This window comes from Arthrobacter sp. YN, from assembly GCF_002224285.1.
Lineage (GTDB): Bacteria > Actinomycetota > Actinomycetes > Actinomycetales > Micrococcaceae > Arthrobacter.
In genome coordinates, this window is record NZ_CP022436.1 from 4,405,408 (window position 1) to 4,430,937 (window position 25,530).

The window sequence follows — 25,530 nt, forward strand, 5'->3', positions numbered from 1 at the left end:
GGTGCCAACCCCGAAAGATCACTGATGACACTGAGCTCCACTCCCGTTTTGCCTGTGCCGCGTACACCCGGCCCCTCCTCCGCGCGCACGGTGAGGATCGGCGTCGATATCGGCGGCACCAAGATTGAAGCGGTAGCCATCGATCAGGACTGCACCGTCCTGCACACCGTCCGCCGTCCCACCGGGTTCGGGAATGAAGCGCTGCTCAGCTCGCTCTTCGGCGTCCTCGAAGAGCTGCGCGGCGCTGAAACTCTGGCGAACTGCACTGTGTCCGGACTGGGCATCGGAATTCCCGGAACGGTTAATACGGAGACCGGGTACGTAGCCAATGCCGTAAATGTTGGCGTTGCCGGTTTGGACCTCGGCAGCCTGATGGAGGCAGAGCAGGGACTGCCGGTAGCGATGGAGAACGACGTCAATGCCGCCGCCATCGGAGCCCACTACTTGCTGGCCGACGGCGACGCCACCGGGTCCAGCGCCTACCTCAATCTCGGCACCGGGCTGGCGGCGGGCTACGTCAGCAACGGCGTCGTGGTCCGTGGCACGTCCGGTGCTGCGGGCGAAATCGGACACCTCCCCCTCGGGCTGCAGGGCGAAGGATGTCCCTGCGGCCAAAAGGGCTGTTTGGAGCTCGTCGCTTCGGGGTCAGGCATTGCCCGACAGTGGAAAGGCCCCGGACAGTGGCCCGCCGTCTCACTTTTTGAGGCAGCGCTCGACGGCGATCCTGTCGCCAAAGTTGTTCAGCAGCGGTTCTTTGAAGGTGTTGCCACAGCCATCCGAATCCTTGGACTGACCTACGACCCCTCCGCCATCTACGTTGGCGGCGGCCTGAACGCCCTCGGAGAGCCACTTCTCAGCGGTATCCAACGGGAACTCGCCCGGTTCAGCGCTCCCTCCCCCTTCCTTTCCGGCCTGGCGCTTGGGAACCGTGTCCAGTTGGTTCCGCCGGGGCTCTCCATTGGCTCTGTCGGTGCGGCGATCGCTGCCGACTAACTACGCATTTTAACCAGTTACTCAAAGGAAAACCTATGGCAGAAGTCATCATTGTCCGCGACCCCACCAAGGCCGGAAGCGTCGCGGCATCCATCTTTGCGCAGCAGATCCTGGACAACCCGGCCACCGTGCTGGGGCTGGCCACAGGTTCAACCCCGCTGACCACGTACGCGGCATTGGCTGCCGCGGTCGCGGAGGGAGCCATCGACGTCTCCGGAGTACGGGGCTTCGCCTTGGACGAGTACCTCGGCGTCCCACCGGAGCACCCGGAGAGCTACCGCTCGGTGATCACCCGCGAGGTAGTGGAACCTTTGGGCCTCAATCCGGACCAAGTGTGGACGCCGCGGGGCACCGGCCCCGACATCACCCAAGCCGGGGCAGAGTATGAAGCCCTGATCGCCGAGACGGGTGGAGTCGACATCCAGATCCTGGGCATCGGGTCCAACGGGCATGTGGGGTTCAACGAGCCCGGGTCCTCCCTGGCATCGTCCACCCGCATCAAGGCCCTGGCCGAACAAACGCGGAAGGACAACGCACGGTTCTTCAGCTCTCCGGAAGAGGTCCCTACCCACTGCATCACCCAGGGCCTTGGGACCATCCTCCGGGCCAGGCAGTTGGTCCTGTTGGCCTTTGGAGCAAACAAGGCGCAGGCCGTTGCAACTGCGTTGGAGGGGCCGGTCTCTTCCGCCGTGCCGGGCTCGGTGATCCAGCAGCATGCGCGGGCCACGGTGATCATCGACGAAGCAGCTGCCGCGGGCTTGGCACATGCCGAGTACTACCGGCACGCCTGGCGGTCGGCGCAGGAACTGCATGAAGTAGATTTCTAATCGGGGGCATGCCGCTCCCGGATGCGCAAAAAAAGGGGGCACTACGTGGACCAGACCGTCCATTCATCGCGTTGGAAAGCATTCTGGGACAAGGGTGGATGGTGGCGGGCCATCCTGCTGACCGTGCTCTATATGGTGATCTACCTTGGCGCCGGACTGGTCATCGGGACCGTTGCGGGCGACGAGGTGGTGGCTGAGGACATCTTCCGCACGCCTCAGAGCGTCTTCGTCGGCCTGACGCTGTCGCTGATTGTTGGCAGCGTGGCCTTGGCTGCCTTTGTGTACTCCGTGAAGTGGTTCAAGCCGCTGTTCGCTCCGCAACCTGTCAAGGGGAGCTGGTGGATGTGGGCAGCTCCGTTCTTCCTGCTGGCCGCGATCGTGCTGCGCTTCCTGGGCATCAACTACAGCAGCTACCAGGCCTCCGTTGTGGTGATTACGCTGCTCACGGGCTTACTGATCGGTTTTGCCGAAGAGATCCTGACCCGCGGAATTGTGGTGAAGATGCTGCGCGACTCTGGAAAGTCCGAGTGGGTGGTCATGGTGCTGTCCTCCCTGGTGTTTGCCCTGATGCACTCTGCCAACGCCCTGTCTGGAATGCCGATCCTCACCGTGCTGCTGACCATCGTGTTCACGTTCGGCTTCGGCATCTGCATGTACCTGACCCTCCGGGTCACGGGCAACCTCATCTGGCCCATGGTTCTGCACGCCCTCTACGACCCCACGCTCTTCCTGTCCACGGGCGGCATCGACCAAGCCGCCACGGGTCCGCAGAGCCCACTGCTGTTGCTGGCCGGGCCGGCCAACATGATCTACATGCTGATCGCCGTTATCGCCCTGATTGTGGTTCGGGGACGGGTGCAGCGCTCACCGCTCAGCGAACCAGCGCTCCACTAGCGCCTGCGGTACAAAAGCACAACAGAAGCGTTCGACGGCGGGTGCGTAACCGCCCTCGAACGCTTCTGTTTTGTTTGGGTGTACTTGGCGAATCGCACATTCGTGGACTCACCCCGCAACGATGGCACTATTACTTTCTCAAGCAAGCTTTAGCGTATTGACACAAAGACTGCCACGAGAAAGTATTAGAGCATGGAACGAAGCAATGGACTCTCCACGGCAGAGGCAGCGGACCGTCTGGGCATAACCCAGGTATCGGTGCGCCAGCTCGTGGAATCCGGACGGCTCACTGTCGTTGGGCGAGTCGGCCGCTCCATCCTCCTCGACAGGGCCTCCCTCGAACGGCTTTCCGCAGTCGGCACCCGCCGAGGCCGGGCATGGACAGCTAAGACAGCCTGGGCAGCGCTGGCACTGTTGTCCGGGCAGAACCCCACGTGGATCTCATCGTCGGAAAAGTCACGGCTCAAAAGCAGACTGCGGCAGCTCGACGCAGCAGCTGTCTGCACCCTCGCCAGGCATAAGGATCGCATTTCCCGATACAGGGCGACGCGGGATGCCTTGGATCGCCTCAGCCATTACTTGATCGCCAGCGGGGCCACCGCCATGCGCGACGAATCCACTGCCGAGACGTTCGGCCTGACCGGCGGAAGCGGTATCGCCGAAGGCTACGTCATGGCGGGGGACGCTAAGGCGCTGGCTGATTCATTGGGCCTAGTCGAGGACCCGTCGGGTAGCGCCATCATCCATGAGGTCGAGCTGGAAGAGCCGTTCGCCGAAGGCCGGGCACCCGTCGCCGCCATCGCCGTGGACCTGATGGGGTCACTGGCCACCCGGGAACGCAGCGCCGGCCAGCGCGTCATCGAGGAGTTGCTGCATGTCTGAGCCGGACCTGGTAGAGGTGGCCATGGCCGATGGTCGGGAAATTTGGGACGTCCCCGTACCGCCCGGAGGCTGGGGTACGCCTTGGCCGCAGTGTGTCGAATTGGCAAGGGCGCTGCCCTCCAACAAGTGGACGCTCGTGGGAGGCCTCATGGTCCAGTTGCACTCCGCGGCCGCTGGCCTGCCCGCCTCCCGGCCAACCGCCGATGTGGACATCGTTCTGCACATCGAGACCGGCGCGGTCACGACGTCGTCCGTGTCAGCAGTGCTCACCGAACTTGGCTACACCCTGAAGAAGTCCATCGACCACGACGCCCCGGCGCACCGGTTTGTCCGCGGCAAGCAGCAGATCGATGTCATGATCGCCGACCAAATGCCGGAGGCAAAAGTTCCCACCATCGGTGGCCGCAAGCCCTTCCAAGTCTCCGGAGGCACGCAAGCGCTGAAGCGGACCGTCAACTGTCGGCTTGTCGGCGACGACGACGAGCCTGTCCTCATTAGCATCCCCAACGCGCTTGGCGCCTTGGTCCTGAAAGGCGCGGCCTACCGGGAAGACTCCCGCGACCGCGACCGGCACCTCGACGACGCCGTGGTCTTGTGCGCCACCATCAAGACGCCTCTGGCCACCGCTAAAGAGATGGGTGGCAGCGACCGGTCGCGCGTCCAGACACTTCATGGGGTGCTTGAGAATCCAGACCACCGTTCCTGGCAACTCCTGCACGAAGCTGACCGAACACCCGCGATGGACGCGCTACGCATCCTGGCAAGCAACCCGCAGCAGCTCCCGTCTGCGAACAGGCTGAAGAAGGCGTAGACGGCACGGACCCATCCGTGCTTAACCGCAGCACCGGCGTACCAATGTCTTGGCTCTTGAGTGTTTGCCTTGTCCAACAGAACGGTGACATGGCCCCACGGCAATTGTCCAACAGCTTGTTGGACACTTGTGGCCTCCTCACCCCCCTACTCCGCGTCCTCCCCCATCACCGTGGACTCCCGGATGATGAGCTTCGGGGCCAGGCTCACGCGGCGGAGTGCAGGCGACACCGCCGAGCCTGTCTTTCCCGCAAGGCGTTCCATGCACATGGTCACCGCCGCGTATCCGACGTCGCGCTTTGGCGGGGCGATGGAGGTCAGGGGCACGGGGGCGAGGTCGGCCACTTCGTCGTCATAGGCGACGATCGCCAGGTCCTCCGGGACGTCGACGCCGGACTCCTCGGCGAGGTTGATCAGCGTGATGGCTTCCTCATCCGGAAGGACCAGGACTGCATGGGTATCGGTCCGGCGGCAATCCCTCAGGAATCTGGCAAACTCCTTCTGGTTGTTGCCTGCACCCACCACGGACCGGACGTACTCCATGACGGGGGCATCATTGTCAAGGCCGAGCTTGGCCACCATGCGCTCGTGGCTTTCACGGAGCCAAGGGGCCGTAGGACTGGTAGCGATGGCAAGCCCTATCCTGCGGTGGCCCAGTGAAGCGAGGTGCTCGATGGCCAACTCTGCGCCGTAACTGTGATCGGACATCACGGATTCGAACACCCGGCTTGACCGTTCCACAAGTACCACGGGGATCCGCAGACCGGACAGCAACTCAAAAGTGGGCGACCCGGGTTCAAGGGGGCCGGCTGTCGCCAGGAGGATCCCATCCACGGAGTTGGCCACCATGCGCTGGAGTTGGCGGAGCTCATCCTCGGTGGAGTAGTTGCTGACGCCGAGGATGAGGCGGGCGTTCAACGCATTGGCTGCAGCTTCAGCGCCGCGGATGACATCCGGAAAGTAGTAGCCGGTGGTCGGGACAATGAGCCCCAGGGTGGCCAACGGCTGGCGCGGCCGCCTGTGGACGGTGTCGCCAGGGCGCTCTACCACCATGCGGACCGCGCCCCCATGGACCCGGCGCAGCAGGCCCTGAGCAGCAAGCTGCGTCAGGTCCCGGCGGATGGTCATGGTGGACTGGCCGCTCTTTTCGGCAAATTCGTTCACAGTCAGGGTCCCGCGCAGCTCCAACTCACGGAGTATTTTCTCGTGGCGTTCCCCGCTAAGCATGCCAATCCTCTTCCGGAATCCCAATGTTCAAACAAGCATAAATGACCGAATACAAACAACGTTGCGGGGCCTGCTCTGCGCGTAAAACACTCGCCAGAGCGCGCAGAGCAGGCCCCGCAACGCCAGCCACTACCGCCGGGGGTGGTCGTTGATCCGCACGAGGTTCCGTCCCCGCATGGTGTAGAGGTAGCCGTCCTCATCGTTGTTGATGTGTGAACCGCTGTACCAGGCGCCGTCGATATCAGCTACCACCGTGGCTACCTCGAAGGTCTTGGGATCGAAGCGGAACACGTGCGTATTCGAGACGCCGTAGACTGCACCGCGGTTAGTCACCAAGGCGGCGAACCCGGAGCTCACAGCGCTGATGTCCGAACGGTGCACAAGCTTGCGTTTGGGTAGGTCCATGGCAAAAAGACCACCCTTGCGCGTCACACCGTAGAGGTATTTGCCCTGTACGGCGAGGGCTGCGATGCCCGCCCCTTCCCCGGCATCAAGTCGCCACAATTCCTTTCCTGCCACAGGGTCGAATGCCACCACGGTTCCTGCGCCATCGAGACCTGGATTGCCGCCGCCCAAATAGGCCACGCCGTCACGGGATGCCACCGCCCGGAGCAACTGCACATTGTCGATGGGATTCAGGAAGAAGCCCTTCTTGCCGGTGCGCGGGTCATAAGTCCACAGCGAACCACCGCCCTCGGTGTCTGCTTGCGCCCCACGAGGACCAGCCTGTTGCTCTCATCCCAGCAGACATCCAAGGGGCGGTTCTGCTCCTTGGGGAATTCCGCCACCTGCGTGATCGGCTTCCCGTTCCGGGGGTCGTAGCTCCAAATGCCCTGGCCACTGTATTGCCCTGTGTACAAGGCGCCGTCCACCACGATCGCATCCTTGGCCTCACCGGGGGCGAGCATATTGGCAACTTCCCCTGTCCTCAGCGAGCGCCGGGCTATGACACCGTTGCCGCCCACATAGACGTAGCCTGCGCCAGCGGCAATTCCCATCACCGATTGCGGGTCAGAAGGTGCGCCGGCTTCGCCGAGGTCGGTGGTTTTGGTGGTTCCAGTTGCCGGGTCAATTTCGGCCACGAACCCGTAGCCTGAGGTCACCAGCAGCTTGCCGTCCCGAGCGTCAACGCCCCAGATCTCGCCCAGCGATGGGCCTTGGTACGGCACCGCCACCACCGCGTTGGCAGACAGGTTGTAGGCCAAAAGCCCGGCCTCGTTGGCGAAATACACTTTGTCGCCGATGGCCACGAAGTTTTTGGCGGTCTTGCCCTCAGAGATTGATTGCGCGTACGTCTTCGGGTTGCTGAGACTGACAGCGGCGATCTTGGAGTTCTCCACCGAGCCGGCGGAGCTCACCATGAGCTTGTCTCCGACAATGCCCAGATCGCGGATGCTGGGATCCTTCAGCATTTCGGCCGGAGTGACGTTGGTGAAAGTCTTGGCAGCGCGGTCGTAAGCGAACAAGCAGGCCCGGCTCGCGCCGCTTCCACCATTGAGCGTGCTGCCTGCCCCGAAGAAGATCGTGGAGTCGGTGGCGGCCACCGCACGGGCGAGGGTGGCACCGGCGTCGGGGATTCCCAGGCTGGTGATTTGCCCCGTGGCGGGGTCGTACTCCCACAGGGCCGGCGCCGTGGGGCTTCCGCCACCCACAATATAGAGGCGTCCGTTGGGCGCCACGCTGAGGTCCCGGACATCCCGGTCACCGATGTAGCCGATCGCGGCGGCCTTGGCGCCAAGGCTGTTGAGGTCCCAGCGGAAGAGGTTGGGCTGCGTACCGGTCGACTTCTGCAGGACACCGGCGTAGAGGTAACGGCCCGAGGCGTCGGCAGCCAGGGTCTGGATGGAGTGCCCGTTGGTGAGTTCTGTCTGGCCGATGACCTTTCCAGTGGGGACATGGAAGGCAATGATCCGAACCGGTTCCAGGTTGCGGGAACCGATGTAAAGAACGTCGCCCACCAGCAGCCCGCTCATCAGCGAGAACTGTACGACGGCGGGGCCCAGGTCCAGGATTTCGGTCGCCTGTGGCTTGGACCCCAGGAAGGTGGACGCCGAAGCCGGTTGGCCGGCTGCCAGCCCGATGGCCGCGGCGAGCGACGCCGCTCCTCCGACTTGTAGGACTGACCGCCTGCTGATGTTCGATTTCTCCATTGGAATCCCTGTCCTTGGGTAGTGACTTTGATGAGTCGCCGTTCGGGTATCCAGAATTCATAGCAGCGCCGAACGGACAACGTCCAGCTTTTTTGTTCGTTCAAACATGAATGCCCGCTCACACTTATTGGTATTTCGTGGATCCCTAGCCAGTCCTCGGCTAGAGAAATGTTTGAATTTGTTTGAAACGTTGAAGATGTTCGAACTTGCGGATTACATGGATCCATCACCGTGTGGCCCCAACCACATGTCCTCCCTCTTCGCATCGCAAGTCTTCAAAGGAGAACACCATGAAGCGTCGTCACCTCTTTGCAGGGATGGCTGGCCTGGCCGCCAGCACCCTGCTGCTCGCAGCCTGTGGCACGGGTCCCAGCACCTCCGTTGCTCCCACACCCACGGAAGACCCCTCGGGTTCCATTACCTTCTGGTCCTCGTTGGCTGGCATGGACAAAGTGGCTGAAGCGTTCAACGCCAGCCAGGACAAGATCAAGGTCAGCTTCGAAACCATCCCCAACGGTGCCAACGGCGGTTACGCCAAGCTCTCCACCGCCATCACGGCAGGCAACGGCCCGGACGTCGCCACCATCGAATACCCGCAGTTGCCCCAGTTCGTCAGCAACAGCCAGGTCATTCCGCTCGATGGCCTGATCAACAAGGCCGAAACTGTTGACAAGCTCACGGACGAGACCAAGGCTTTGGTCCAGTTCGGCGAGAAGACCTACGCCCTTCCGTACGACGCAGCCCCGATGCTCATGTGGTACCGCAAAGACATGCTGGCGAAAGCCGGCGTCGAGGTCCCTAAGACCTGGGACGAATTCGAACAGGCCGGCAAGAAGCTCAAGGCCGTAGCGCCTGACTCCTATCTGGCCAGCTTCAACCCCAACGAGGTAGCGGCGAGCGCAGGCCTGGCCTGGCAGGCAGGGGCGAAATGGTTCGGTACCGAAGGCGACAGCTGGAAAGTCGGAGTCAACGACGAAGCAACGCAGAAGGTTGCCAACTACTGGCAGAAGCTGATTGACCAGAAGATCGTCAAGGTCACCCAGGCCTACAGCGACGAGTGGAGCCTGGACCTCGCCAACAGCACGGTGGTTGGCGTAGTGGGCGCGAACTGGAGCGCCACCGGCATCCAGAAGCGCACCGAGGCCAGCGGCCAGAAGGGCCAGTGGATCGCTGCCGAACTGCCCAACTGGGGCAACGAATCCGGCGCGTTCTACGGCGGTTCCAGCTTCAACGTAACCAAGAGCAGTAAGAATCCGGCCGCGGCCGCCAAGTTCGTCGAGTTCCTCACGACCAACCAGGACGCCATCAAGGCCCGCGGCAACACCGGATCCGCGTTCCTTGCCTTCCCGGGCCTGACGCCCGTGGCCCAGCAGGCCTATGACGCCAGCTACTTCGGCAACGACATCTACGAGGTCTTCACCAAGGCGTACGGCACCATCACCCCGGGCTGGCAGTGGGGACCCAACTGGGACGTCACCAACACCGCCCTCAAGGATGCCTACGGCAAGCTCACCACCGGCGGCACCATCCTTGGCTCCGTCGATACCGCCCAGGACGCCACGGTGGCCAGCCTGAAGCAGGCCGGCCTGTCCGTCAAAGAGTAACTCCGCCAAAGAGTAGCTCCGTCACCGAGTAGCCACACAGGCAGGGGGCCTCTCCGGAGGCCCCCTCCCAGCTAGGAGAATCCCCATGGCCACCCAGGCCCTCACCACCACAGTGCGCCGCCGAGGCCGTGCACTGGCGGGAACCGGCGGACGGACTGCCGCGCTGTTCCTGGTCCCCTTCTTCGCGGTCTTCGCGATCGCCATGATCGCCATGATCGCACCGGTGATCTACTCCCTGGTGCTGAGTTTCCACTCGCAGCAAAAGTCCGGACTGGGCTTCGGGGAAGCCAAGACCGTGTTCGTCGGACTTGAGAACTACGTGCAGGTCTTCCAGTCCGAGACGTTCATGGAGGGCATCGCCCGCCTTGGCTTGTACTGCCTGATCTACATTCCCTGCATGGTGGGCGGTGCAGTGATCTTTGCCCTCCTCCTGGATGCGACGGTGGCCAAGGCCCGCAAACTGTTCCAGCTCCTGGTGTTCCTTCCGCACGCCGTTCCGGGCGTCATTGCGGCCCTCATCTGGGCGTACCTCTACACTCCGGGCATCAGCCCGCTGGTCCAGGCGCTCCAGGGCGGCGGCATCCAAATCAATTTCCTGGATGCGCACATGGTCCTCCCCTCCATCGTGAACATCGGTGTATGGGAATGGACCGGCTACAACGTGATCATCCTCTTTACCGCTCTTCAGGCCGTACCCCGGGAAATCCTGGAGGCCGCGCGTGTTGACGGGGCCGGCGAAATCCGCGCCGCGGTGAGCATTAAGTTCCCGCTGATCCTTCCGGCCTTGAGCGTCATCATGCTGTTCACCATCATCGGCACCCTGCAGTTGTTCACGGAACCGAACATCATCTCCAAGGCCACAGCGTCAGTCACCAGTACCTGGGTTCCCAACCTCTGGGCCTATGACGCAGCCTTCATCCGCCACAACCTCAACCAGGCCGCGGCGGCTTCCATCATCATTGCCGGACTGGCCGCGATCCTGTCCCTGGCCGTCACCCGCCTTAGCTCCAGGATGAACAAATCATGAGCACCCCAACACTCTCCCGCACCCGCAGCACACCGGCTTCGAATCAAAGTCCCCGCCGCACCGGCTCCAGTTCCAACCGCAGCGGTGGGTTTGCCAGCAAGCTCACGGTCAACGGCCTCCTCATCATCGGCTCCGCCTATATGGTGGTCCCTGTCCTGTGGCTGGTCTTCGCTTCCACCAAGAACGCAGCCGATCTCTACGGCACCAGCGCCTATGCCTTGGGGAACTTCTCCCTGTTCGAGAACATCGCAAACGTGGCCAACCAGGACGGCGGCCTCTTCTTCCGCTGGCTGGGCAACTCCGTGATGTACGCCGGCGTGGGTGCCGTCTTCGGCAGCTTGATTTCGGTCATGGCAGGGTATGCGTTCGACAAGTTCCAGTTCCGATGGAAGGACTCACTGTTCGGCTTCGTGCTGGTGGGCGTCCTGATTCCCAACACCGCCACAGTCCTGCCCATGTACCTCCTGGCCTCCCTGGTGGGCATGACCAACACCATCTGGGCCATCCTCATCCCGGTCCTATGCAACCCCTTCGGCGTGTACCTGGCCCGGGTGTACTCCGCCAGCTACGTGCCAGCCGAAACGCTTGAGGCCGCACGCATGGACGGCGCCGGACCTGTTCGGTCCTTCTTCTCCCTGGGCCTGCCCATGATGATGCCCGGGTACATCACCATCGCCCTGTTCCAATTTGTGGGCGTCTGGAACAACTTCATGCTCCCGCTGGTGATGCTCCAGGACCAGCAACTCCTGCCTGTCAGCGTCGGTATCTCCATCTGGCAGGGCTACTCCGTCCCGCAGCCCGAATTCACACCAATGGTCATCACGGGTTCCCTGTTGTCCATCCTTCCGCTGCTGGTGGCGTTCATCATGCTTCAGCGGTTCTGGAAGTCCGGCCTCACCGCAGGGAGCGTCAAGTGACCACACCTCCACTGAACGTCGCGCTCGCCATGGGTCCCGGCGTAGTATCCAGGGTCTTTCCCCGGCGCAGGTTGGAGACCATGCCCTCCGGCCTGCGGCTGCTCAGCCCGGAGCCCATGGAAGAATTCACCTCACCACGTTCCTTGGAGCTCCTGGCGGAGACGGAAATCCTCATCACCGGGTGGAACTGCCCGAGGCTCGACGCAGCCGCCCTGGCCGCGGCCCCGCGTCTGACCCATATCCTTCACGCGGGCGGCACGGTCAAACACCATGTGGGCGACGAATGTTGGGAACGGGGCATCGAAATCAGCACGGCCGCCGATGCCAACTCCATTCCCGTGGCCGAATACACGGTGGCCATGATCCTGCTGGCCAACAAACGGGTTCTCCAGATCGCCCGGAAGCTGCACTCGGAGAAAACGGGGATCGAGCCGGACCAGGTGTTTCCGGACATGGGCAACTTCGGCAAACGGGTGGGCATCATCGGCGCCTCGAGGATCGGCAAGCACGTCATCCGGCTCCTGAAGTCCTACGACGTCCAGGTTGTAGTAGCCGATCCGTTCCTGGACGATGCCGCGGCCGCGGCCCTCGGCGTCGAACGTGGCTCCTTGGAAGAGCTGGTGGCGACGTCCGACGTCGTCAGCCTCCACGCGCCGTCGCTCCCGTCCACCCGCAACCTCTTACACCAAGGCCTGGTGGCCAGCTTCAAACCCGGGGCCACGTTCATCAACACCGCCCGCGGTGAACTGGTGGATCAGGATGCGCTGCTTCGGCGGATAGAGCAAGGCGATCTCTACGCTGTCCTGGATGTCACCTCTCCGTGGGTACTTCCTGCAGATTCGGGGTTCTACACCCACCCCAACGTGCTGCTGACGCCGCATCTGGCCGGCTCGTTGGGAATGGAACTTGAGCGGATGGCTGTCAGCACCATCGAGGAAGCCCGTCGCATCTCAAAGGGTCAACCACTCCTCCACAGGCTCCACGAGAAGGACCTCGCCTTCACGGCCTGACACCGACGACGGCGACATACCCCGCCGCGGCTGGCATACTCAATCCCATCGCTCCACCGGCTCAACAATGGGGGCATGAGTGCCACACGACAAAGACCTGACAGGCGCGGCCGTCCGTTTAGTGGGGTCCTCGGTGCAGGGATTGAGCACTGCCGAGGTTGCCGAAAGGGTTGCCGCAGGACAAACCAACGCGTTCGTCCAGGACACCAGCCGCAGCGTGTGGAGCATTGTCCGCGCCAACGTGCTCACCCTGTTCAACGGCATCATTCTGGCCTGCTTCATTGTCCTGTTTGCGATCGGCCGCTGGCAGGATGCTCTGTTCGGGTTCAGTGCCGTCGCCAACGCGGTGATCGGCAGCGTCCAGGAATACCGGGCCAAACGTGCCCTGGACCGCCTCGCCCTCCTGAACGCCCCGCACGCCAGGGTGATGCGCGACGGCTCCGAGGCCGAAATCGACCTGGACGACGTCGTGCTGGATGACACCCTGGTCCTCCGGGCCGGAGACCAAGTTCCCGCCGACGGACTGGTGGCCGGATCACGGGGCCTCCAAGTGGACGAGTCCATGCTGACCGGGGAGTCAGACGCTGTGGAAAAAGCCGACGGCGACCGCGTCCTGTCCGGGTCCGTGGTGGTGGCTGGGGAAGGCACAGCGGTGGTGGACCGGGTGGGCGCGGACTCCTTTGCCAACTCCCTCGCGGCCGAAGCCAAGCGCTTCTCCCTGGTCGCCTCGGAACTTCGCTCCTCGATCGACCGAGTCCTGAAATGGGTCACCTGGTTCGTGGGTCCCGTGGCGTTGTTGGTGCTGAACGCCCAGATGATCGCGCAGGGCGGGTGGGCCGAGGCCTCGGCGAGCGGCGCTTGGCGGGACGCGGCGACGGCGACCATCGCCTCCGTCGTCGCCATGGTCCCCTTGGGGCTGGTGCTGATGACCAGCATTACCTTCGCCGTAGGGGCGGTGAAGCTCGCCCGGCAGCAAGTGCTGGTGCAGGAGCTTCCCGCGGTGGAGGGCCTGGCACGAGTGGACATTATCTGCCTCGACAAGACCGGGACGCTCACCCAGGGCGACATCGTTTTCGACGCCGCGCATCCCCTGAGCCATCGCCCAGGTTGGGAGGCCGTGCTTTCCTGGTACGGGGTGCAGAACGACGCAAACGCCACGGCCCGCAGCCTCTCCGGACATTTCACGGAGCCGCCCGCCGAACCACCGACAGGCCGGGTGCCCTTCTCATCAGCGCGCAAATGGAGCGCGGTGATTTTCGACGACGGGATGTGGATCCTGGGCGGCCCCGAAATGGTGTTCCCGGGGGACAATTCCACCGATCCTGTGCGGCAGCAGCTCGCCGACCAGGCCTCAGAGTTGGCCACCACCGGCCGCCGCACACTGGTGCTGGCCCACGGCACGCCCACGGACGACGAGACCGTTCCATCAGACGCCGTCCCGGTTGCGCTCCTGACGTTCAAGGAGAACATCCGCCCTGATGCTGCGGAGACACTCACCTACTTCGCGGCACAGGACGTGGATGTCCGCATCATTTCGGGTGACAACCCGCAAACGGTAGCTGCCATTGCCCGCGAGGTCGGTCTGGATGCACCGCACGGCTTTGATGCCCGCGAGTTGCCGGACAATGACCAGGAATTCCTGGACGTCATCAACAACCACGTGGTTTTCGGCCGTGTCACCCCGGACCAGAAGAAGCGGATTGTGGTGGCTCTAAAGTCCGCAGGCCGCACGGTGGCCATGACCGGCGACGGCGTGAATGATGCGTTGGCCATCAAGGAAGCCGACATCGGCGTCGCCATGAACTCCGGTGCAGCAGCTACCAAGGCGGTGGCCCGGCTGGTGCTCCTTGACGGAAAATTCTCGCACCTGCCCAGTGTGGTGGCTGAAGGCCGGCAGGTCATCGCCAACATCGAGCGCGTCTCCATGTTGTTCCTGACAAAAACCGCCTATGCCACGTTCCTGGCTATCGCGTTCGGCATTCTCCTGCTTCCTTTCCCGTTCCTTCCCCGGCAGCTCTCAGTCACTGATGGTTTGACCATCGGCATTCCGGCGTTTTTCCTGGCTTTGCTGCCCAACGCCCAGCGCTACATTCCCGGCTTCCTTCGACGCTCACTCACGTTCGCCGTACCAGCCGGTGTAGCCGTGACCTTGGGGCTTGCCTCGTACGCCCGCCTCGCCGCGAACCTGCAGATCCCGGAAGCGGAGATCAGGACCGGGTCAACCCTCATCCTGACGATCATCGGCATCTGGATCCTGGTGGTGCTCTCGCGTCCGGTCACCCGATTCAAAGGGCTGGTCATCGGCGCCATGATGATCGGACTGGTGCTGGTCTATTCCGTACCGATCGCCCGCGACTTCCTGCAATTCACCGACCCGACGCTGCCCACGGCACTACTGGTCCTGGGAACGTCTGCAGCCTGCATCGCGCTGATTGAGATCGTCCGTTTCGTTCACCGCCGCGTTGCCTACCGGGACGCCCAGGAGGCACTGCATCACCGGGTCCCACATCAGCGGGTCCCGAAGTAGCGACGACCACGTCCCACCCAGAGCGGCACGAGCACGGCGACCGTGGCAATGGACTGGGAGATGACGGCCGACCAGTCTCCATCCCCGGCAATGATGAGGTCCAGGACGGCAAAGACCAGCCCCAGCAGCATGACCGCCGTTGCGCCACGGCGTGCCGCGCTGCTTCCCCGCGCCACGCCGGAGGCAAGCCCAATGACCAGCAGCCCGAACAGGATCATTCCGGCACCCAGCAAGGTGATGGGCAAGGCGATGCCGCCGGACTGGGCTTCCGGGGTGTACCGCAGGAAAATCGTCAGGATCCCGAGAAGGATCTGGGCAATGCCACCGATGTACATCAGCACCACCGAGAATGTCACCACACCCGGCCGCTGAGGGCGCTCCCCCTTGATCATGAACTGAGCATAGACGAGCCTCCATGCGGGCAGACACCGCCCCAAGGTGGGGTGACACCTCTTGTCACACAATTAACCACGCATTCACGCCGTCCTTGGGTCCAGTCAACCCCGGTTTCCTAGGGTCGGTCTTATGGAAAAAATCTCCCGCAGGTCCCTCATTTCAGCCGGCTTGGGTGCCGGACTCGTCGCCGGCGTGTCAGCCGCCATGCCGCAGGCCGCCGTCGCGGTTTCGACAGCGGACGACGCCGGGCTCCGCACCGATCCGTTCACGCTTGGCATCGCGTCGGGCGAACCGTGGCCCGACGGCTTTGTCATCTGGACCCGCCTGGCGGTGAATCCCGTGGCCGAGGACGGCCTGGGCAGCATGCCTTCCCGCCCGGTCGCCGTCGCCTGGGAAGTTGCGGAAGACCCGACGATGCGCCGGGTAGTAGCCCGCGGCGTCGAACATGCCAGGATCGAAACCGCCCACTCGGTGCACGCAGAACTTAAGGGCCTCCGGCCGGGCCGGGAGTATTTCTACCGTTTCCGTACCGGGCGGCACGTGAGCGAAGTGGGGCGCACTCTGACCAGCCCGGCACCCGGCGAGACCCCCGCGGCGCTGGCCATGGCGTTCGCCAGCTGCGCCCAATACGAACACGGCTATTTCACTGCGTACAAGCGGCTGGCCGAGGACCACCCGGACCTGGTGCTGCACCTTGGGGACTACCTCTACGAGTACAAGAAGGGCAGCTACGTAATCGGCGGCGGCAACCCGCGCGATCATGAGGGTCCCGAGACCAGCACCCTGGCTGGCTACCGCCAGCGGCACGCCCAGTACAAATCCGACGCCGATCTCCAGGCAGCGCACGCGATCGCACCGTGGCTGGTGGTGTGGGATGACCACGAAGTGGACAACAACTGGGCGGACGAGATCCCCGAGAACAACGACGCGGGCCAGCTCAACGACACCACGGAGCATTTCCGGCAGCGCCGCTCGGCAGCGTTCCAGGCGTACTACGAGAACATGCCGCTGCGCCGGTCATCAGTCCCCGCCGGGTTCGACATGAAGATCTACCGCACCATCCAATGGGGCCAGCTGGCCAACTTCCACATGATGGACACCCGCCAGTACCGCGACGATCAGCTCGCGGGCGACGGCTGGCGGAAGAACGTGGCCGAACGCCTGGACGAGAACCGCACCATCACCGGCGCCGAGCAGGAGAAGTGGCTGCTGGAGGGCTTCAGGAACTCCACGCAGCGATGGGACATTCTGGGCCAGCAGGTCTTCTTCGCCGAGCGGGACCGTGACAAGGCCCCGGAAATCGACGACGTCTCCATGGATGGCTGGGACGGCTACGCCGCCTCCCGCCGCCGCATCACCCAAGGCTGGGTGGACGCCAAGGTGCGCAACGCCGTCGTACTCACCGGCGACGTTCACCGCCACTGGGCCACCGACCTCAAGGTGGATTACAAGGACCCGGCGGCAGCTGTGGTGGGCTCGGAACTGGTGTGCTCATCCATCACCTCCACGGGGAATGGCACGGGATCCACCACCGACCCCACCATGGCGTGGAACCCGCACCTGAAGTTCTACAACGACAACCGCGGCTACGTGAACACGCGCATCACCAAGGACGCCATGACCGCGGACTTCCGTGTGCTGGACTACGTCACCACACTGGGCGCGCCGGTCAGCACCAGGAAGTCGTTCACGATCAGCGACGGAGTCCCCGGCCTCGCCTGAGTTTTCGTACAGATAACGCCCTTTTGAGGGTGCTTTAGGGGCGTTATCTGTACAAAAACTGTGCCCCCGCGGTGCGCTACAGCCACCTGCGGGAGTAGCCTAGTTCCAGTTGAAGTAGTGGATCTCTTTTCGGCTGGGGATACTGCCGTGGGCCATGTGCGTTCGTCGCTGTCCGACCTTCTGGGGGTACTTTCCGACGCCGTCGCCCCTCAGCATGTCAGGTTCGACGACGGGTCCCCCACCGCCGTGGTCCCCCCGCCTGACGCTCCGGTCACCGTCCGCGCCGTTACCCTGAACCGGATAGGAAGATCACGCGCAGACGGACCCGTCCTGGACCTCGAGCTGAGGGTTGCGGTGGAGTGCCACGGTCCCGGGCAACTGGACACCATGGAGCAATTACTGTTGGCCGTGGAACTCCACAGCCAGTACTCCGTAGTATCCAACGGTGAATTCCGGCCCGAAGAGTACTCGGACGCCATCCGGCAAGGGATGGGCTTCCTGGTCCGCATCCCGGTATCCCTGCCGTTCGAAGAACATTCCGATGCTCCCGACGGGGCGGTCACAGGCACGACACGTGCCGCCCGCCGGATCCGGGGACGGCTGGTGGATGTGCACAACAAAGGCGTCCCTGATGCCTACATCCACGCCCACTCATCCGCTACGGCTGCCGTGAGCGATGCAACCGGCCACTTTGAAGTCCTGGCATCGGCGGACGAACTCCAGCACTTTGCTGTTGCGGTGGACGGCACCGAGCGGGAAGTTTCGGCCAGCACCAAGAGACTTCCGGTGACTATTCGTTGGCTCTGATCCTGGCATCATTGGGGCACTGATTCTGAAACCATTTACTCGGGCAGCCCGCTCCCATGAAATGATCAACCATGCGTCCGATGCAGCACTCCAGCAAACTCCAGAATGTCCGCTACGAACTCCGTGGACCCATCCTCCAAGCGGCCAAGGCCATGGAGGCCGAGGGGCATCGCATCCTCAAGATGAACCTTGGGGACACAGCACCGTTTGGGCTGGAGGCGCCGGAGTCTGTTGTGGTGGACATGATCCACCATCTCCGCGGAGCTCAGGGGTACAGCGATTCCAAGGGCATCTTCTCAGCCCGCACCGCCATCTCGCAGTATTACCAAACGCGCGGACTGATGACCATCGGCGTCGAGGATGTCTTCATTGGCAACGGCGTCAGCGAGCTCATTTCCATGACCCTGCAGGCGTTCATGGAGAACGGCGACGAGATCCTTATCCCTGCCCCGGACTACCCTTTGTGGACCGCGGCCGTGACGCTCACCGGCGGCAACCCCGTGCATTACCTGTGCGATGAGGAGGAGAACTGGTGGCCGGACATGTCCGACGTCGAAGCCAAGATCACCCCGCGCACCAAGGGCATTGTCATCATCAACCCGAACAACCCCACCGGCGCCGTCTATCCGCGGCACATCCTGGAGCAGTTCGCCGCGCTTGCCAGGAAGCATGACCTTGTCCTGTTCTCGGATGAGATCTACGAGAAGATCCGTTACGTGGACGCGCCGCATATTCATACGGCGGCTGTTGCTGACGACGTCTGCGTCCTGACGTTCAGCGGGTTGTCCAAGGCGTACCGCATGCCCGGATACCGGGCCGGTTGGGTTGCCGTCACCGGGCCATTGACAGCTACCGCGGCCTACCGGGAATCCTTGGAGCTGCTGGCCTCGCTGCGGTTGTGCGCCAATGTCCCTGCCCAGCACGCCATCCAAACATGCCTGGGTGGATACCAAAGCATCGAGGCGCTCATTCGTCCCGGCGGCCGGCTACGTGATCAGCGGGATCTGGCATGGAAACTCCTCACCGCGATCCCGGGCGTCAGCTGCGTTCCGGCAGCCGGTGCCATGTACCTTTTTCCGAAGCTGGATCCGGAGATCTACCCCATTGCCTCGGATGAAAAGTTCGTCCTCCAGTTACTGCAGGAACAGAAAATCCTGGTCTCGCACGGTACCGCGTTCAACTGGCCCACGCCGGACCATTTCCGGTTCGTGATCCTGCCCGCTACGGAGGACATCGAGGAAGCAGTGCGCCGGATCGACCATTTCCTCGCCGCCTACCGGAACCGCCCCGCGGACGCACCCAAGTAAGGACTTACAGGGCAGGGTCCACCATGGTCATGCCGGCGGGGTTGGCCTTGTCGAAGCCGGGCAGCAGTGCAGCAGCTTCTTCCAGGCCAATGGTGCGTTCGATGAGCATCTGCGGCTGGAGCGCACCCTGTTCAATGAGCGCCAGCATGCCAGGATAGTCCACAGCGGCCATGCCGTGACTGCCCAGGAGGTCCAGTTCCCAGCCGATCACACGCGCCATGGGCACTTGCGGGTTGCCGTCGATGGACGGCAACAAACCAATCTGGACGTGCCGGCCGCGCCTGCGAAGGCTGAGGATTGCGTCGGCGCAGGTCTGTTCACTTCCGACGGCGTCCACCGCCACGTGGCTGCCCCCTCCGGAAAGGGCGTTGACTGCGGCCGGAATATCCGCACCATCAGCGAGGACAGTGTGTTCGGCGCCCAGACGTGCAGCCACGGCCAGGGCCTCCGGGTTCCGATCCACGGCAATGACCCGTGCGCCCATGGCCTTTGCGATCATCACAGCGCTCAGGCCCACACCGCCCGCGCCAACCACGGTGACCCACTCTCCGGCTTTCACTTGCGCGCGGGCTGCCAACGCCCGGTAAGCGGTGGCGAAGCGGCAGCCGAGGCTTGCCGCCGTCGTATATTCAACGCTGTCAGGAATGGCAACCAGGTTGCTGTCTGCAGCGTGCAGGGCCACAAATTCGGCGAAGGAACCCCAGTGGGTGAAACCAGGCTGCTGCTGGTCCGGGCAGACTTGGGCGTCGCCGGCCAGGCACCATTCGCAGGTGCCGCATCCGCAGACGAAGGGCACGGTGACGCGGTCGCCCACCTTCCAGTGCTGGACACCTTCCCCGACGGCGTCGATGACACCGGCGAGCTCGTGACCCGGCACGTGGGGCATCGCGATGTCGTCGTGGCCGGCCCAGGCGTGCCAGTCGCTGCGGCACATTCCTGTTGCCAGCACTTTCACCACCACGCCTCCCACGGGAGCCTGGGGCTTGGCTACTTCCCTGACGTCGGGCTGGGTCCGGACCTCATCAAAAACTACTGCGCGCATCGACTGACTCTAACAATGAGCCGCCGCTGTCACACTTTCGGCCTGGTATCCGACATCCCTGATGTAAGGCACCATCTCTGAAGGGACGTCAGCATGACCCGCATCAATATCGGTCGCAGCAACAAGCTCGGCTACGCCGCCGTCATCGGGCTGGAAGGCTATGCCCGCAAGTCGGTCGATCCAGATCTGTACGAACTGATCAAACTCCGCGCCTCCATTCTCAACGGATGCGGCTTCTGCGTGGACATGCATGCCACGGACGGCGGGAAGCGCGGGATCCCCTCCCGCAAGCTCCACGCGGTAGCTGCGTGGCAGCACTCGAAAGTGTTCTTCGACGCTCGCGAACAGGCCGTACTTGCCCTGACGGATGCCGTAACCCAGCTGGGACCGGAGACAGTCACGGACGAGATTTGGAACGCTGCTGCCACCCATTTCGACGACAGCCAGATGGGTGGCCTGATTCTGGCCATCTCCACCATCAATGTGTGGAACAGGATCGCCGTCAGCACGCAGATGGAACCGCCGGTAGATGAGAAGAACCCGATCGTCTGAAAGGTAGCGTTGGCAGCATGACTCTTGCGGTGTCAGCCACGTCGGCGTGGCAGAGCGAACGGAATCGCCTCCTGGGGATCGCTTACAGAATGCTGGGCGACTTCGGACATGCGGAGGACGTGGTTTCCGAGGTGGCGATCGACGCCGTGCAACGGGAACGCAAACCCGATGCGGTGGGCGTGGATTCCTGGCCGGCGTGGCTGACAACGGTGTGTGTGCGGCGCTCTGTTGACCGGGTACGACAACTCGCCGCAGTGCGCGAGGAGTACACCGGGCCATGGCTGCCCGAACCAGTGGATGCGTCCAAACTTCCGGAAGAAACCGTAGCCAACCGCGAGCTCCTGTCCTTGACCTTGCTGCACCTGGCCGAACAATTGGCGCCTGAGGCCAGGGCGGCGCTCGTGTTGCACCGGGCCTTTGCCATGTCCGCCCCGGAAATCGCCGACATCCTGGAAAAATCCCCTGCCGCAGTCCGCCAGATGATTTCACGGGCTGAACGTCGCCTGGAGATCGATCCTGAGGCCCCCGCTCCCCGGGCCAAGGATCGCGCTGCCCTGGAGAAGCTGGTACGCGCCATTGAACAGGGTGAGATTGACACAGTTGTCGCCATGCTGGATCGGGACGCCGTTCTCTGGGCCGACGGCGGCGGCAAGGTCAAGAGCGCCATGAACCCGCTGTTCGGGGCGGCCAGGATTGCGCGCTTCTTCGCGGGCATCCTCGGCAAAGCGGTGGTTTTCGATCCCGTGCAGCCGGTACGTGCTTGGGTCATCGAGGTCAACAGCGAAGCGGCCCTGGTGCTCAGGCATCATGGCCGCTCCGACATCCTGGTGATCGATACCGCCTCGGATGGCAGCATCCGCGAGCTGCGCCAGGTGTCCAACCCGGACAAGCTGACGCGGGTCTCGCTCTGAGCCGACTCCAAGTAGCCGGAAAGCTGCGTGTTCGTGGGAAACTTCCCTACGAACTGGCAGGTTTCCCGCGGTCACGCGTGGCTTGGCCCCGGAGGCGGGCCACCAGCGTGGCGGCGAGCAACGCCGTCGTGATTTCCAGTCCGATCACCAACAGCAGTTGCGCTGCGCCGGACGTATCAACAACGTTCGACGCCGGTCCCCCACCGTGCGCGTGTCCGGAACCGCCCGCTCCCAACAGCAGGACAGCATGGAGCCCCACCATCGCCAGAGCCGAGATGGTCACTTGATGGAGTGCGCCGACCCGGCTGTGCCGCCAGATGTGGACCGTGCACGGGACGCAGACCGCCGCCAAGCCGATCATGAGGATACCCAGCCACGCCTGATGGTGTCCCGACGCAGCGAGCCACAGATGCACCAGGCAAGAGACAGCCGTGAGGGCCGCGCAGATCCGGGGGTGCAGGACAGGCCCGGAGCCCCGGACCTGTCCTGCGACGATTGTCATGTCGTTGGCCCCCGGCTTTAGTGGCAGTGCCCGGCGGGTTCGCCGTGCTGGTCATCGGCAGAAGAGGCTGCGCAGTGGCAGCTCGAACCCGAGGCGTTGGCCGGCACATCCAGGACCGGGCTGCGATCGAAGAAGCCCTCGGGACGCAGCTTGAAGCCGACGGTGTCCACGGGCATGATCGGCCAGTCCTCCACGCGCGGGAAGTGCGTGAGGCCGAACGTGTGCCACACCACGATGTCCTGACCGTCGATCTCGCGGTCCTGGGCAACGTAAGCCGGTAAGCCGGCACCGCCGGAGTGCTGGTTCACGAAGTCGCCCGTGGGGTAGCGTTCCTCGTCGGAGTAGCGGGTGACCCACAGGTCCTTGGTGGCGAAGGCCGCGCGCTTCGCAATGGACGAGCCGGGATCGGCCAGCAACGTGGGCTGGTTCTCGGCGTGGAGCTTGTAGCCGACGGGCTCGCCGAGACGGTTCTTCGATTCCGGGTTGGAAATGATCCAGGTGCGGCCCGCGCGGGCATCGGCTTCGCGGACGCCGTCCGATTCACGGGACAGGACCGTGCGCTTGCGGGAGAACGCATTGCCGCGCTCATTCCCTTCGCCCATGGCCTGGCGGACCACATCTTCTTCCTCCACCCGGTTGGTGAAGCCATCAATGGCCATGTCCAAGCGGGCGCTGAAGAGGTGCTGGTGGAAAGGGGCACCGAGGCCGGGAGCGAGCTGGGAGATGTTGTCCGAACCGCCCTCCGGGAAGGCGCTGGTAAACACGACGCCGGTGGCCTTGGCTTCGAATTCGATGGTGCCGTCCAGGTAGAGGTACCAGTAGAAGCCGTAGTCGTAGTTGCCGATGGTGGTGAAGAAGGAGATCACCAACCGGCGGTTGCGGCGGGTGTAGTTGATGCCGGACCAAAGGTCGGAGTGCTTGGAGAGGATGCCCCAGTCTTCCTCGTGCATGCAGATGCCGTTACGGATTTCCCGGGGGTTGCCGAAGGCGTCGCTGATGACCGGGCTCAAGTAGGTGATGTCACCCAGGCAATCGCAACCGAGTTCCAGGGAGTTGGCGTACTGGCCCACGAGGTACTCGCCGGTGTCGAAGTAGTTCTGCCAGGACCGGATGGGAGAGGGATCACCGTAGGGAACCACCATCTCGGCGATCGAGGCACGGTTGATGATGGGGCGCTTCTTGTCGCCATCCTTGAACGACAGGTTGTGGAGGACCACTCCTTCGCGGACATCGAAGCCGACGTCCACGCTCCACTTTTCCCACTCCACGTGGTTGCCATCCGTGACGGTGAAGCTCGGGCCCTCCGGCTGGGTGATGCTGATGGGCTTCTGCGTCGTGCGAAGCGGGCCCGTCAGTTCAGGATCCGTGTAATTCCCGTGCTCCGCGGGGATGGGCATCACCCCAAGATCGATGACCTGGGTGACTTCCTTGTTGACCACATCCACGTAGGCCACCAGGCCGTCCACGGGGTGGGCCCAGGCGCTGTCCTCCGGGAAGTTCTGCACAAACGCAAGACCGCGGAGGATGCGGCGGCCTTTCTCTTCGGCGTACTCAAAGACGCCGGCGGACAGCGGAGCAACGCGGACCTTTTCAACGTTCAGGTCCCGGGCTGCCAGCGCGGTCAGCCAACGCTCATCAGTAGCGAGGAGCGTCTCGACAACCTCGAATTCTTCTTCCAGCACGGGCAGTTCGCCGGAAACCTTGGTGTCCAGTTCCTTGGCGGACAGGACTTCGCCGCGGGTTACCGAAACCAGGACATCTGTGGGCGCCCCACCGGAGATGTCGTGGATGAAGACGCGGAAGCGGCGGTCCTGCCCGGTGGCACCGCGGGAAGGGTCCACCAGCCCAAGGTAGGCGATCCGGTGTCCGCCACCAAGGTGGCCGGCGGCCTGCAGGATCCCCTGCACCTGGGAGATTTCGGCGCCTGTTGCCAGGGCGTACTGGTTTGCTGTCTCAGTTGCTGTGGGCGTCATGGCTGCCTCTTGTCCGGGACCTATGATGGGTCAGGATTTATTTTCTATAGGTGTAGAGAATAACCAAAACGTAAGATGGGTCACAAGACCTGTCCGCCATTTATTTTTTTGGGAGCCCCTCCAGTGCCAAAGATTGTTGACCACGATCAACGACGCCTCGAACTGGTGGACGCAACCTGGCGGATCATCGCAAGGCTCGGCATGGAAGGTGCCACCATGCGCGAGATTGCCGAGGAAGCAGGCTTCGCCAACGGCGCCCTCAAGCCCTACTTCCCCACCAAGGACCTGTTGCTGACCTCGGCGTTCGGCCACGTCTTCAACCGCACCAATCAGCGCATTGCCACCATGACCGAGGGGCTCTCAGGAGTAACGGCGCTCCGCGCGTTCTGCGCCGAAGTCCTGCCGCTGGACGAGGAACGCGTCAACGAAGCCCGCATCGTCATCCCGTTCTGGCAAAAGGCCCTCAACGACGCCGGCATGGCAACCCTCCATAGCGAGTCCATGAGCCAGTGGCACACCACCATCACGGCTCATTGCACGGCAGCCCGGGCGGCAGGCGAGATCAAAGCCCCCATCGGGGACGCCGCCGTCGCCGACCACTTGATGAACATGATGCTCGGCGCGCAAATTGTTGTGGCGTTGTCCCCCACCGAACATTTCTCGCAGGATCTTGCGGGGCAGCTGGACAACTACCTCGCACTGCTTGCCGGCTAACTAGCTGGTGGCGCCGGATGCCACTACGCCAACGCCCAGCCCTGCGATGACACCGCTGCTGACACGCTCGACGACGGTGCTCACCTTGGGGCGCTTAAGCCACCGCATCGCCTTGAATGCGACGACGGCGATCATCGAAAGATAGGCGAAGGCGATGACAGCCACCACGACGCCGAGGATGAGCGAGGTGCCCATGGTGTCGCCGCCGTGCGGGATGAACTGCGGGACCACGGCCAGATAGAAAAGTCCCACCTTGGGGTTGAGCAACGTGGACAATGCCCCTGCTCCCAGCGCGGAAAGCCGGCTGTACGGGAGGGGCGCCTCCGCATCGGCGCCGTCGACGCCCGCTTTGGCCGCTTTCCGGGACTTGATGAACGACGAGACGCCCAAATACAGCAAGTACAGGCCTCCAGCGATCTTGACCCAACGGAACAATTCCGCGGACTGCTCCAGGATGGCGGCCAGACCGACGCCCACCAACGCGGCCCAGGCAATCGCGCCAACGGCAGATCCTGCAGCCGCAGCGATTCCAGCGCTGGGACGGTTCAGCGCAATACGCAGCACGAGGAACGTGTCCGGTCCGGGCGTCACGGACAAGACCAGGCAGAGGCCAGCGAAGGCTGCGAGGGAAGCAAGAGTCACAAGCTCGATTATCGGGCACGGGTGCCGGTTCGGAAAGCGTTCGCTTCCCGTCAAGGGCTGTTCGTGCATAGACAAGGCCCATGCGCGTGACGCC

At 63.4% G+C, this 25,530-nt stretch carries 24 protein-coding genes and 1 pseudogene; 16 read left to right on the forward strand and 9 right to left on the reverse strand.

All coding sequences use genetic code 11. The annotated features are described in order from the left end of the window. The first annotated feature begins 24 nt into the window (after positions 1–24). From CGK93_RS20225 to CGK93_RS20245, 5 genes are all read left to right on the forward strand, one after another. Complete coding sequence (locus CGK93_RS20225; RefSeq protein WP_089596365.1) at positions 25–993, forward strand: ROK family protein; 969 nt, start codon at positions 25–27, stop codon at positions 991–993. A 35-nt stretch (positions 994–1,028) separates the two neighbouring features. Then, entirely contained in the window at positions 1,029–1,820 is a 792-nt protein-coding gene (locus tag CGK93_RS20230; RefSeq protein WP_089596366.1) for a glucosamine-6-phosphate deaminase, read from the forward strand. Positions 1,821–1,865: 45 nt separating this feature from the next. Further along, the gene (locus CGK93_RS20235) at positions 1,866–2,714 is read left to right on the forward strand and encodes a CPBP family intramembrane glutamic endopeptidase (RefSeq protein WP_232481426.1); all 849 of its coding nucleotides are present in this window, start codon (positions 1,866–1,868) and stop codon (positions 2,712–2,714) included. A 192-nt stretch (positions 2,715–2,906) separates the two neighbouring features. Continuing rightward, complete coding sequence (locus CGK93_RS20240; protein ID WP_089596368.1) at positions 2,907–3,596, forward strand: helix-turn-helix domain-containing protein; 690 nt, start codon at positions 2,907–2,909, stop codon at positions 3,594–3,596. Then, positions 3,589–4,407 (forward strand): hypothetical protein, encoded by an 819-nt coding sequence (locus tag CGK93_RS20245; RefSeq protein ID WP_089596369.1) that lies wholly within the window; start codon positions 3,589–3,591, stop codon positions 4,405–4,407. Before CGK93_RS20240 ends, CGK93_RS20245 begins: the two co-directional genes overlap by 8 nt. Here the strand turns inward: CGK93_RS20245 and CGK93_RS23690 are convergent. The 4 genes and pseudogenes from CGK93_RS23690 to CGK93_RS20255 form a co-directional block, all read right to left on the reverse strand. Next, positions 4,407–4,532: pseudogene (locus CGK93_RS23690) on the reverse strand (DUF1016 N-terminal domain-containing protein); the annotation flags it as partial. The gene CGK93_RS20245 and the pseudogene CGK93_RS23690 overlap by 1 nt on opposite strands. A 21-nt stretch (positions 4,533–4,553) precedes the next feature. Continuing rightward, entirely contained in the window at positions 4,554–5,633 is a 1,080-nt protein-coding gene (locus CGK93_RS20250; RefSeq protein ID WP_232481427.1) for a substrate-binding domain-containing protein, read from the reverse strand. Between the two features lie 129 nt (positions 5,634–5,762). Then, complete coding sequence (locus CGK93_RS24285; protein ID WP_332460094.1) at positions 5,763–6,314, reverse strand: outer membrane protein assembly factor BamB family protein; 552 nt, start codon at positions 6,312–6,314, stop codon at positions 5,763–5,765. After that, positions 6,269–7,783, reverse strand: coding sequence for a hypothetical protein (locus CGK93_RS20255; RefSeq protein ID WP_232481428.1), 1,515 nt, complete (start codon positions 7,781–7,783; stop codon positions 6,269–6,271). Before CGK93_RS20255 ends, CGK93_RS24285 begins: the two co-directional genes overlap by 46 nt. 290 nt (positions 7,784–8,073) lie before the next feature. On the opposite strand from CGK93_RS20255, the gene CGK93_RS20260 reads away from it, so the two are divergent. The 5 genes from CGK93_RS20260 (at position 8,074) to CGK93_RS20280 (ending at position 14,868) form a co-directional block, all read left to right on the forward strand. Beyond that, positions 8,074–9,387 (forward strand): ABC transporter substrate-binding protein, encoded by a 1,314-nt coding sequence (locus tag CGK93_RS20260; RefSeq protein WP_089596370.1) that lies wholly within the window; start codon positions 8,074–8,076, stop codon positions 9,385–9,387. An 85-nt stretch (positions 9,388–9,472) separates the two neighbouring features. Next, entirely contained in the window at positions 9,473–10,414 is a 942-nt protein-coding gene (locus CGK93_RS20265; RefSeq protein WP_089596371.1) for a carbohydrate ABC transporter permease, read from the forward strand. Next, positions 10,411–11,331: a carbohydrate ABC transporter permease gene (locus CGK93_RS20270; protein ID WP_089596372.1), complete on the forward strand. Its 921-nt coding sequence runs from the start codon at positions 10,411–10,413 to the stop codon at positions 11,329–11,331. Before CGK93_RS20265 ends, CGK93_RS20270 begins: the two co-directional genes overlap by 4 nt. Continuing rightward, entirely contained in the window at positions 11,328–12,341 is a 1,014-nt protein-coding gene (locus CGK93_RS20275; RefSeq protein ID WP_089596373.1) for a hydroxyacid dehydrogenase, read from the forward strand. The genes CGK93_RS20270 and CGK93_RS20275 overlap by 4 nt, the downstream gene beginning before the upstream one ends. Positions 12,342–12,420: 79 nt before the next feature. Continuing rightward, positions 12,421–14,868 (forward strand): HAD-IC family P-type ATPase, encoded by a 2,448-nt coding sequence (locus CGK93_RS20280; protein ID WP_089596374.1) that lies wholly within the window; start codon positions 12,421–12,423, stop codon positions 14,866–14,868. On the opposite strand, the gene CGK93_RS20285 is transcribed toward CGK93_RS20280, so the two are convergent. After that, positions 14,850–15,260: a hypothetical protein gene (locus CGK93_RS20285; RefSeq protein ID WP_232481429.1), complete on the reverse strand. Its 411-nt coding sequence runs from the start codon at positions 15,258–15,260 to the stop codon at positions 14,850–14,852. The two genes, CGK93_RS20280 and CGK93_RS20285, sit on opposite strands and share 19 nt — an antisense overlap. Before the next feature lie 133 nt (positions 15,261–15,393). Here CGK93_RS20285 and CGK93_RS20290 point away from each other — a divergent pair, with 133 nt between their 5' ends. The 3 genes from CGK93_RS20290 to CGK93_RS20300 all read left to right on the forward strand — a co-directional run bounded on the left by CGK93_RS20290 (position 15,394) and on the right by CGK93_RS20300 (position 19,100). Further along, positions 15,394–16,986 (forward strand): alkaline phosphatase D family protein, encoded by a 1,593-nt coding sequence (locus tag CGK93_RS20290; protein ID WP_089596375.1) that lies wholly within the window; start codon positions 15,394–15,396, stop codon positions 16,984–16,986. Between the two features lie 117 nt (positions 16,987–17,103). Next, positions 17,104–17,793, forward strand: coding sequence for a hypothetical protein (locus tag CGK93_RS20295; protein ID WP_232481430.1), 690 nt, complete (start codon positions 17,104–17,106; stop codon positions 17,791–17,793). Between the two features lie 71 nt (positions 17,794–17,864). Then, a complete protein-coding gene (locus CGK93_RS20300; RefSeq protein ID WP_089596376.1) occupies positions 17,865–19,100 on the forward strand; it encodes a pyridoxal phosphate-dependent aminotransferase in 1,236 nt (411 codons plus the stop codon). Positions 19,101–19,104: 4 nt separating this feature from the next. Here the strand turns inward: CGK93_RS20300 and CGK93_RS20305 are convergent, their stop codons facing one another. Then, positions 19,105–20,142 carry a zinc-dependent alcohol dehydrogenase family protein gene (locus CGK93_RS20305; RefSeq protein ID WP_089596377.1) on the reverse strand — a complete coding sequence of 346 codons (1,038 nt, stop codon included), beginning with the start codon at positions 20,140–20,142 and terminating at the stop codon, positions 19,105–19,107. Positions 20,143–20,235: 93 nt separating this feature from the next. Here CGK93_RS20305 and CGK93_RS20310 point away from each other — a divergent pair, with 93 nt between their 5' ends. Both CGK93_RS20310 and CGK93_RS20315 read left to right on the forward strand, forming a co-directional pair. Further along, positions 20,236–20,694, forward strand: coding sequence for a carboxymuconolactone decarboxylase family protein (locus CGK93_RS20310; protein WP_089596378.1), 459 nt, complete (start codon positions 20,236–20,238; stop codon positions 20,692–20,694). 17 nt (positions 20,695–20,711) lie between these two features. Continuing rightward, positions 20,712–21,605, forward strand: a complete 894-nt coding sequence (locus tag CGK93_RS20315) for a sigma-70 family RNA polymerase sigma factor (protein WP_089596379.1) — start codon at positions 20,712–20,714, stop codon at positions 21,603–21,605. Between the two features lie 46 nt (positions 21,606–21,651). Here the strand turns inward: CGK93_RS20315 and CGK93_RS20320 are convergent, their stop codons facing one another. Both CGK93_RS20320 and CGK93_RS20325 read right to left on the reverse strand, forming a co-directional pair. Beyond that, entirely contained in the window at positions 21,652–22,107 is a 456-nt protein-coding gene (locus CGK93_RS20320) for a hypothetical protein (RefSeq protein ID WP_089596380.1), read from the reverse strand. A gap of 17 nt (positions 22,108–22,124) precedes the next feature. Continuing rightward, complete coding sequence (locus tag CGK93_RS20325; RefSeq protein ID WP_089596381.1) at positions 22,125–24,080, reverse strand: primary-amine oxidase; 1,956 nt, start codon at positions 24,078–24,080, stop codon at positions 22,125–22,127. A gap of 123 nt (positions 24,081–24,203) precedes the next feature. Between CGK93_RS20325 and CGK93_RS20330 the strand changes: the two genes are divergently transcribed. Continuing rightward, positions 24,204–24,794, forward strand: a complete 591-nt coding sequence (locus CGK93_RS20330) for a TetR/AcrR family transcriptional regulator (RefSeq protein WP_089596382.1) — start codon at positions 24,204–24,206, stop codon at positions 24,792–24,794. Here CGK93_RS20330 and CGK93_RS20335 read toward each other — a convergent pair whose 3' ends face one another. Then, on the reverse strand, positions 24,795–25,436 hold the full coding sequence (locus CGK93_RS20335; protein ID WP_089597645.1) for a LysE family translocator: 642 nt from the start codon (positions 25,434–25,436) through the stop codon (positions 24,795–24,797). Positions 25,437–25,530: the final 94 nt, after the last annotated feature.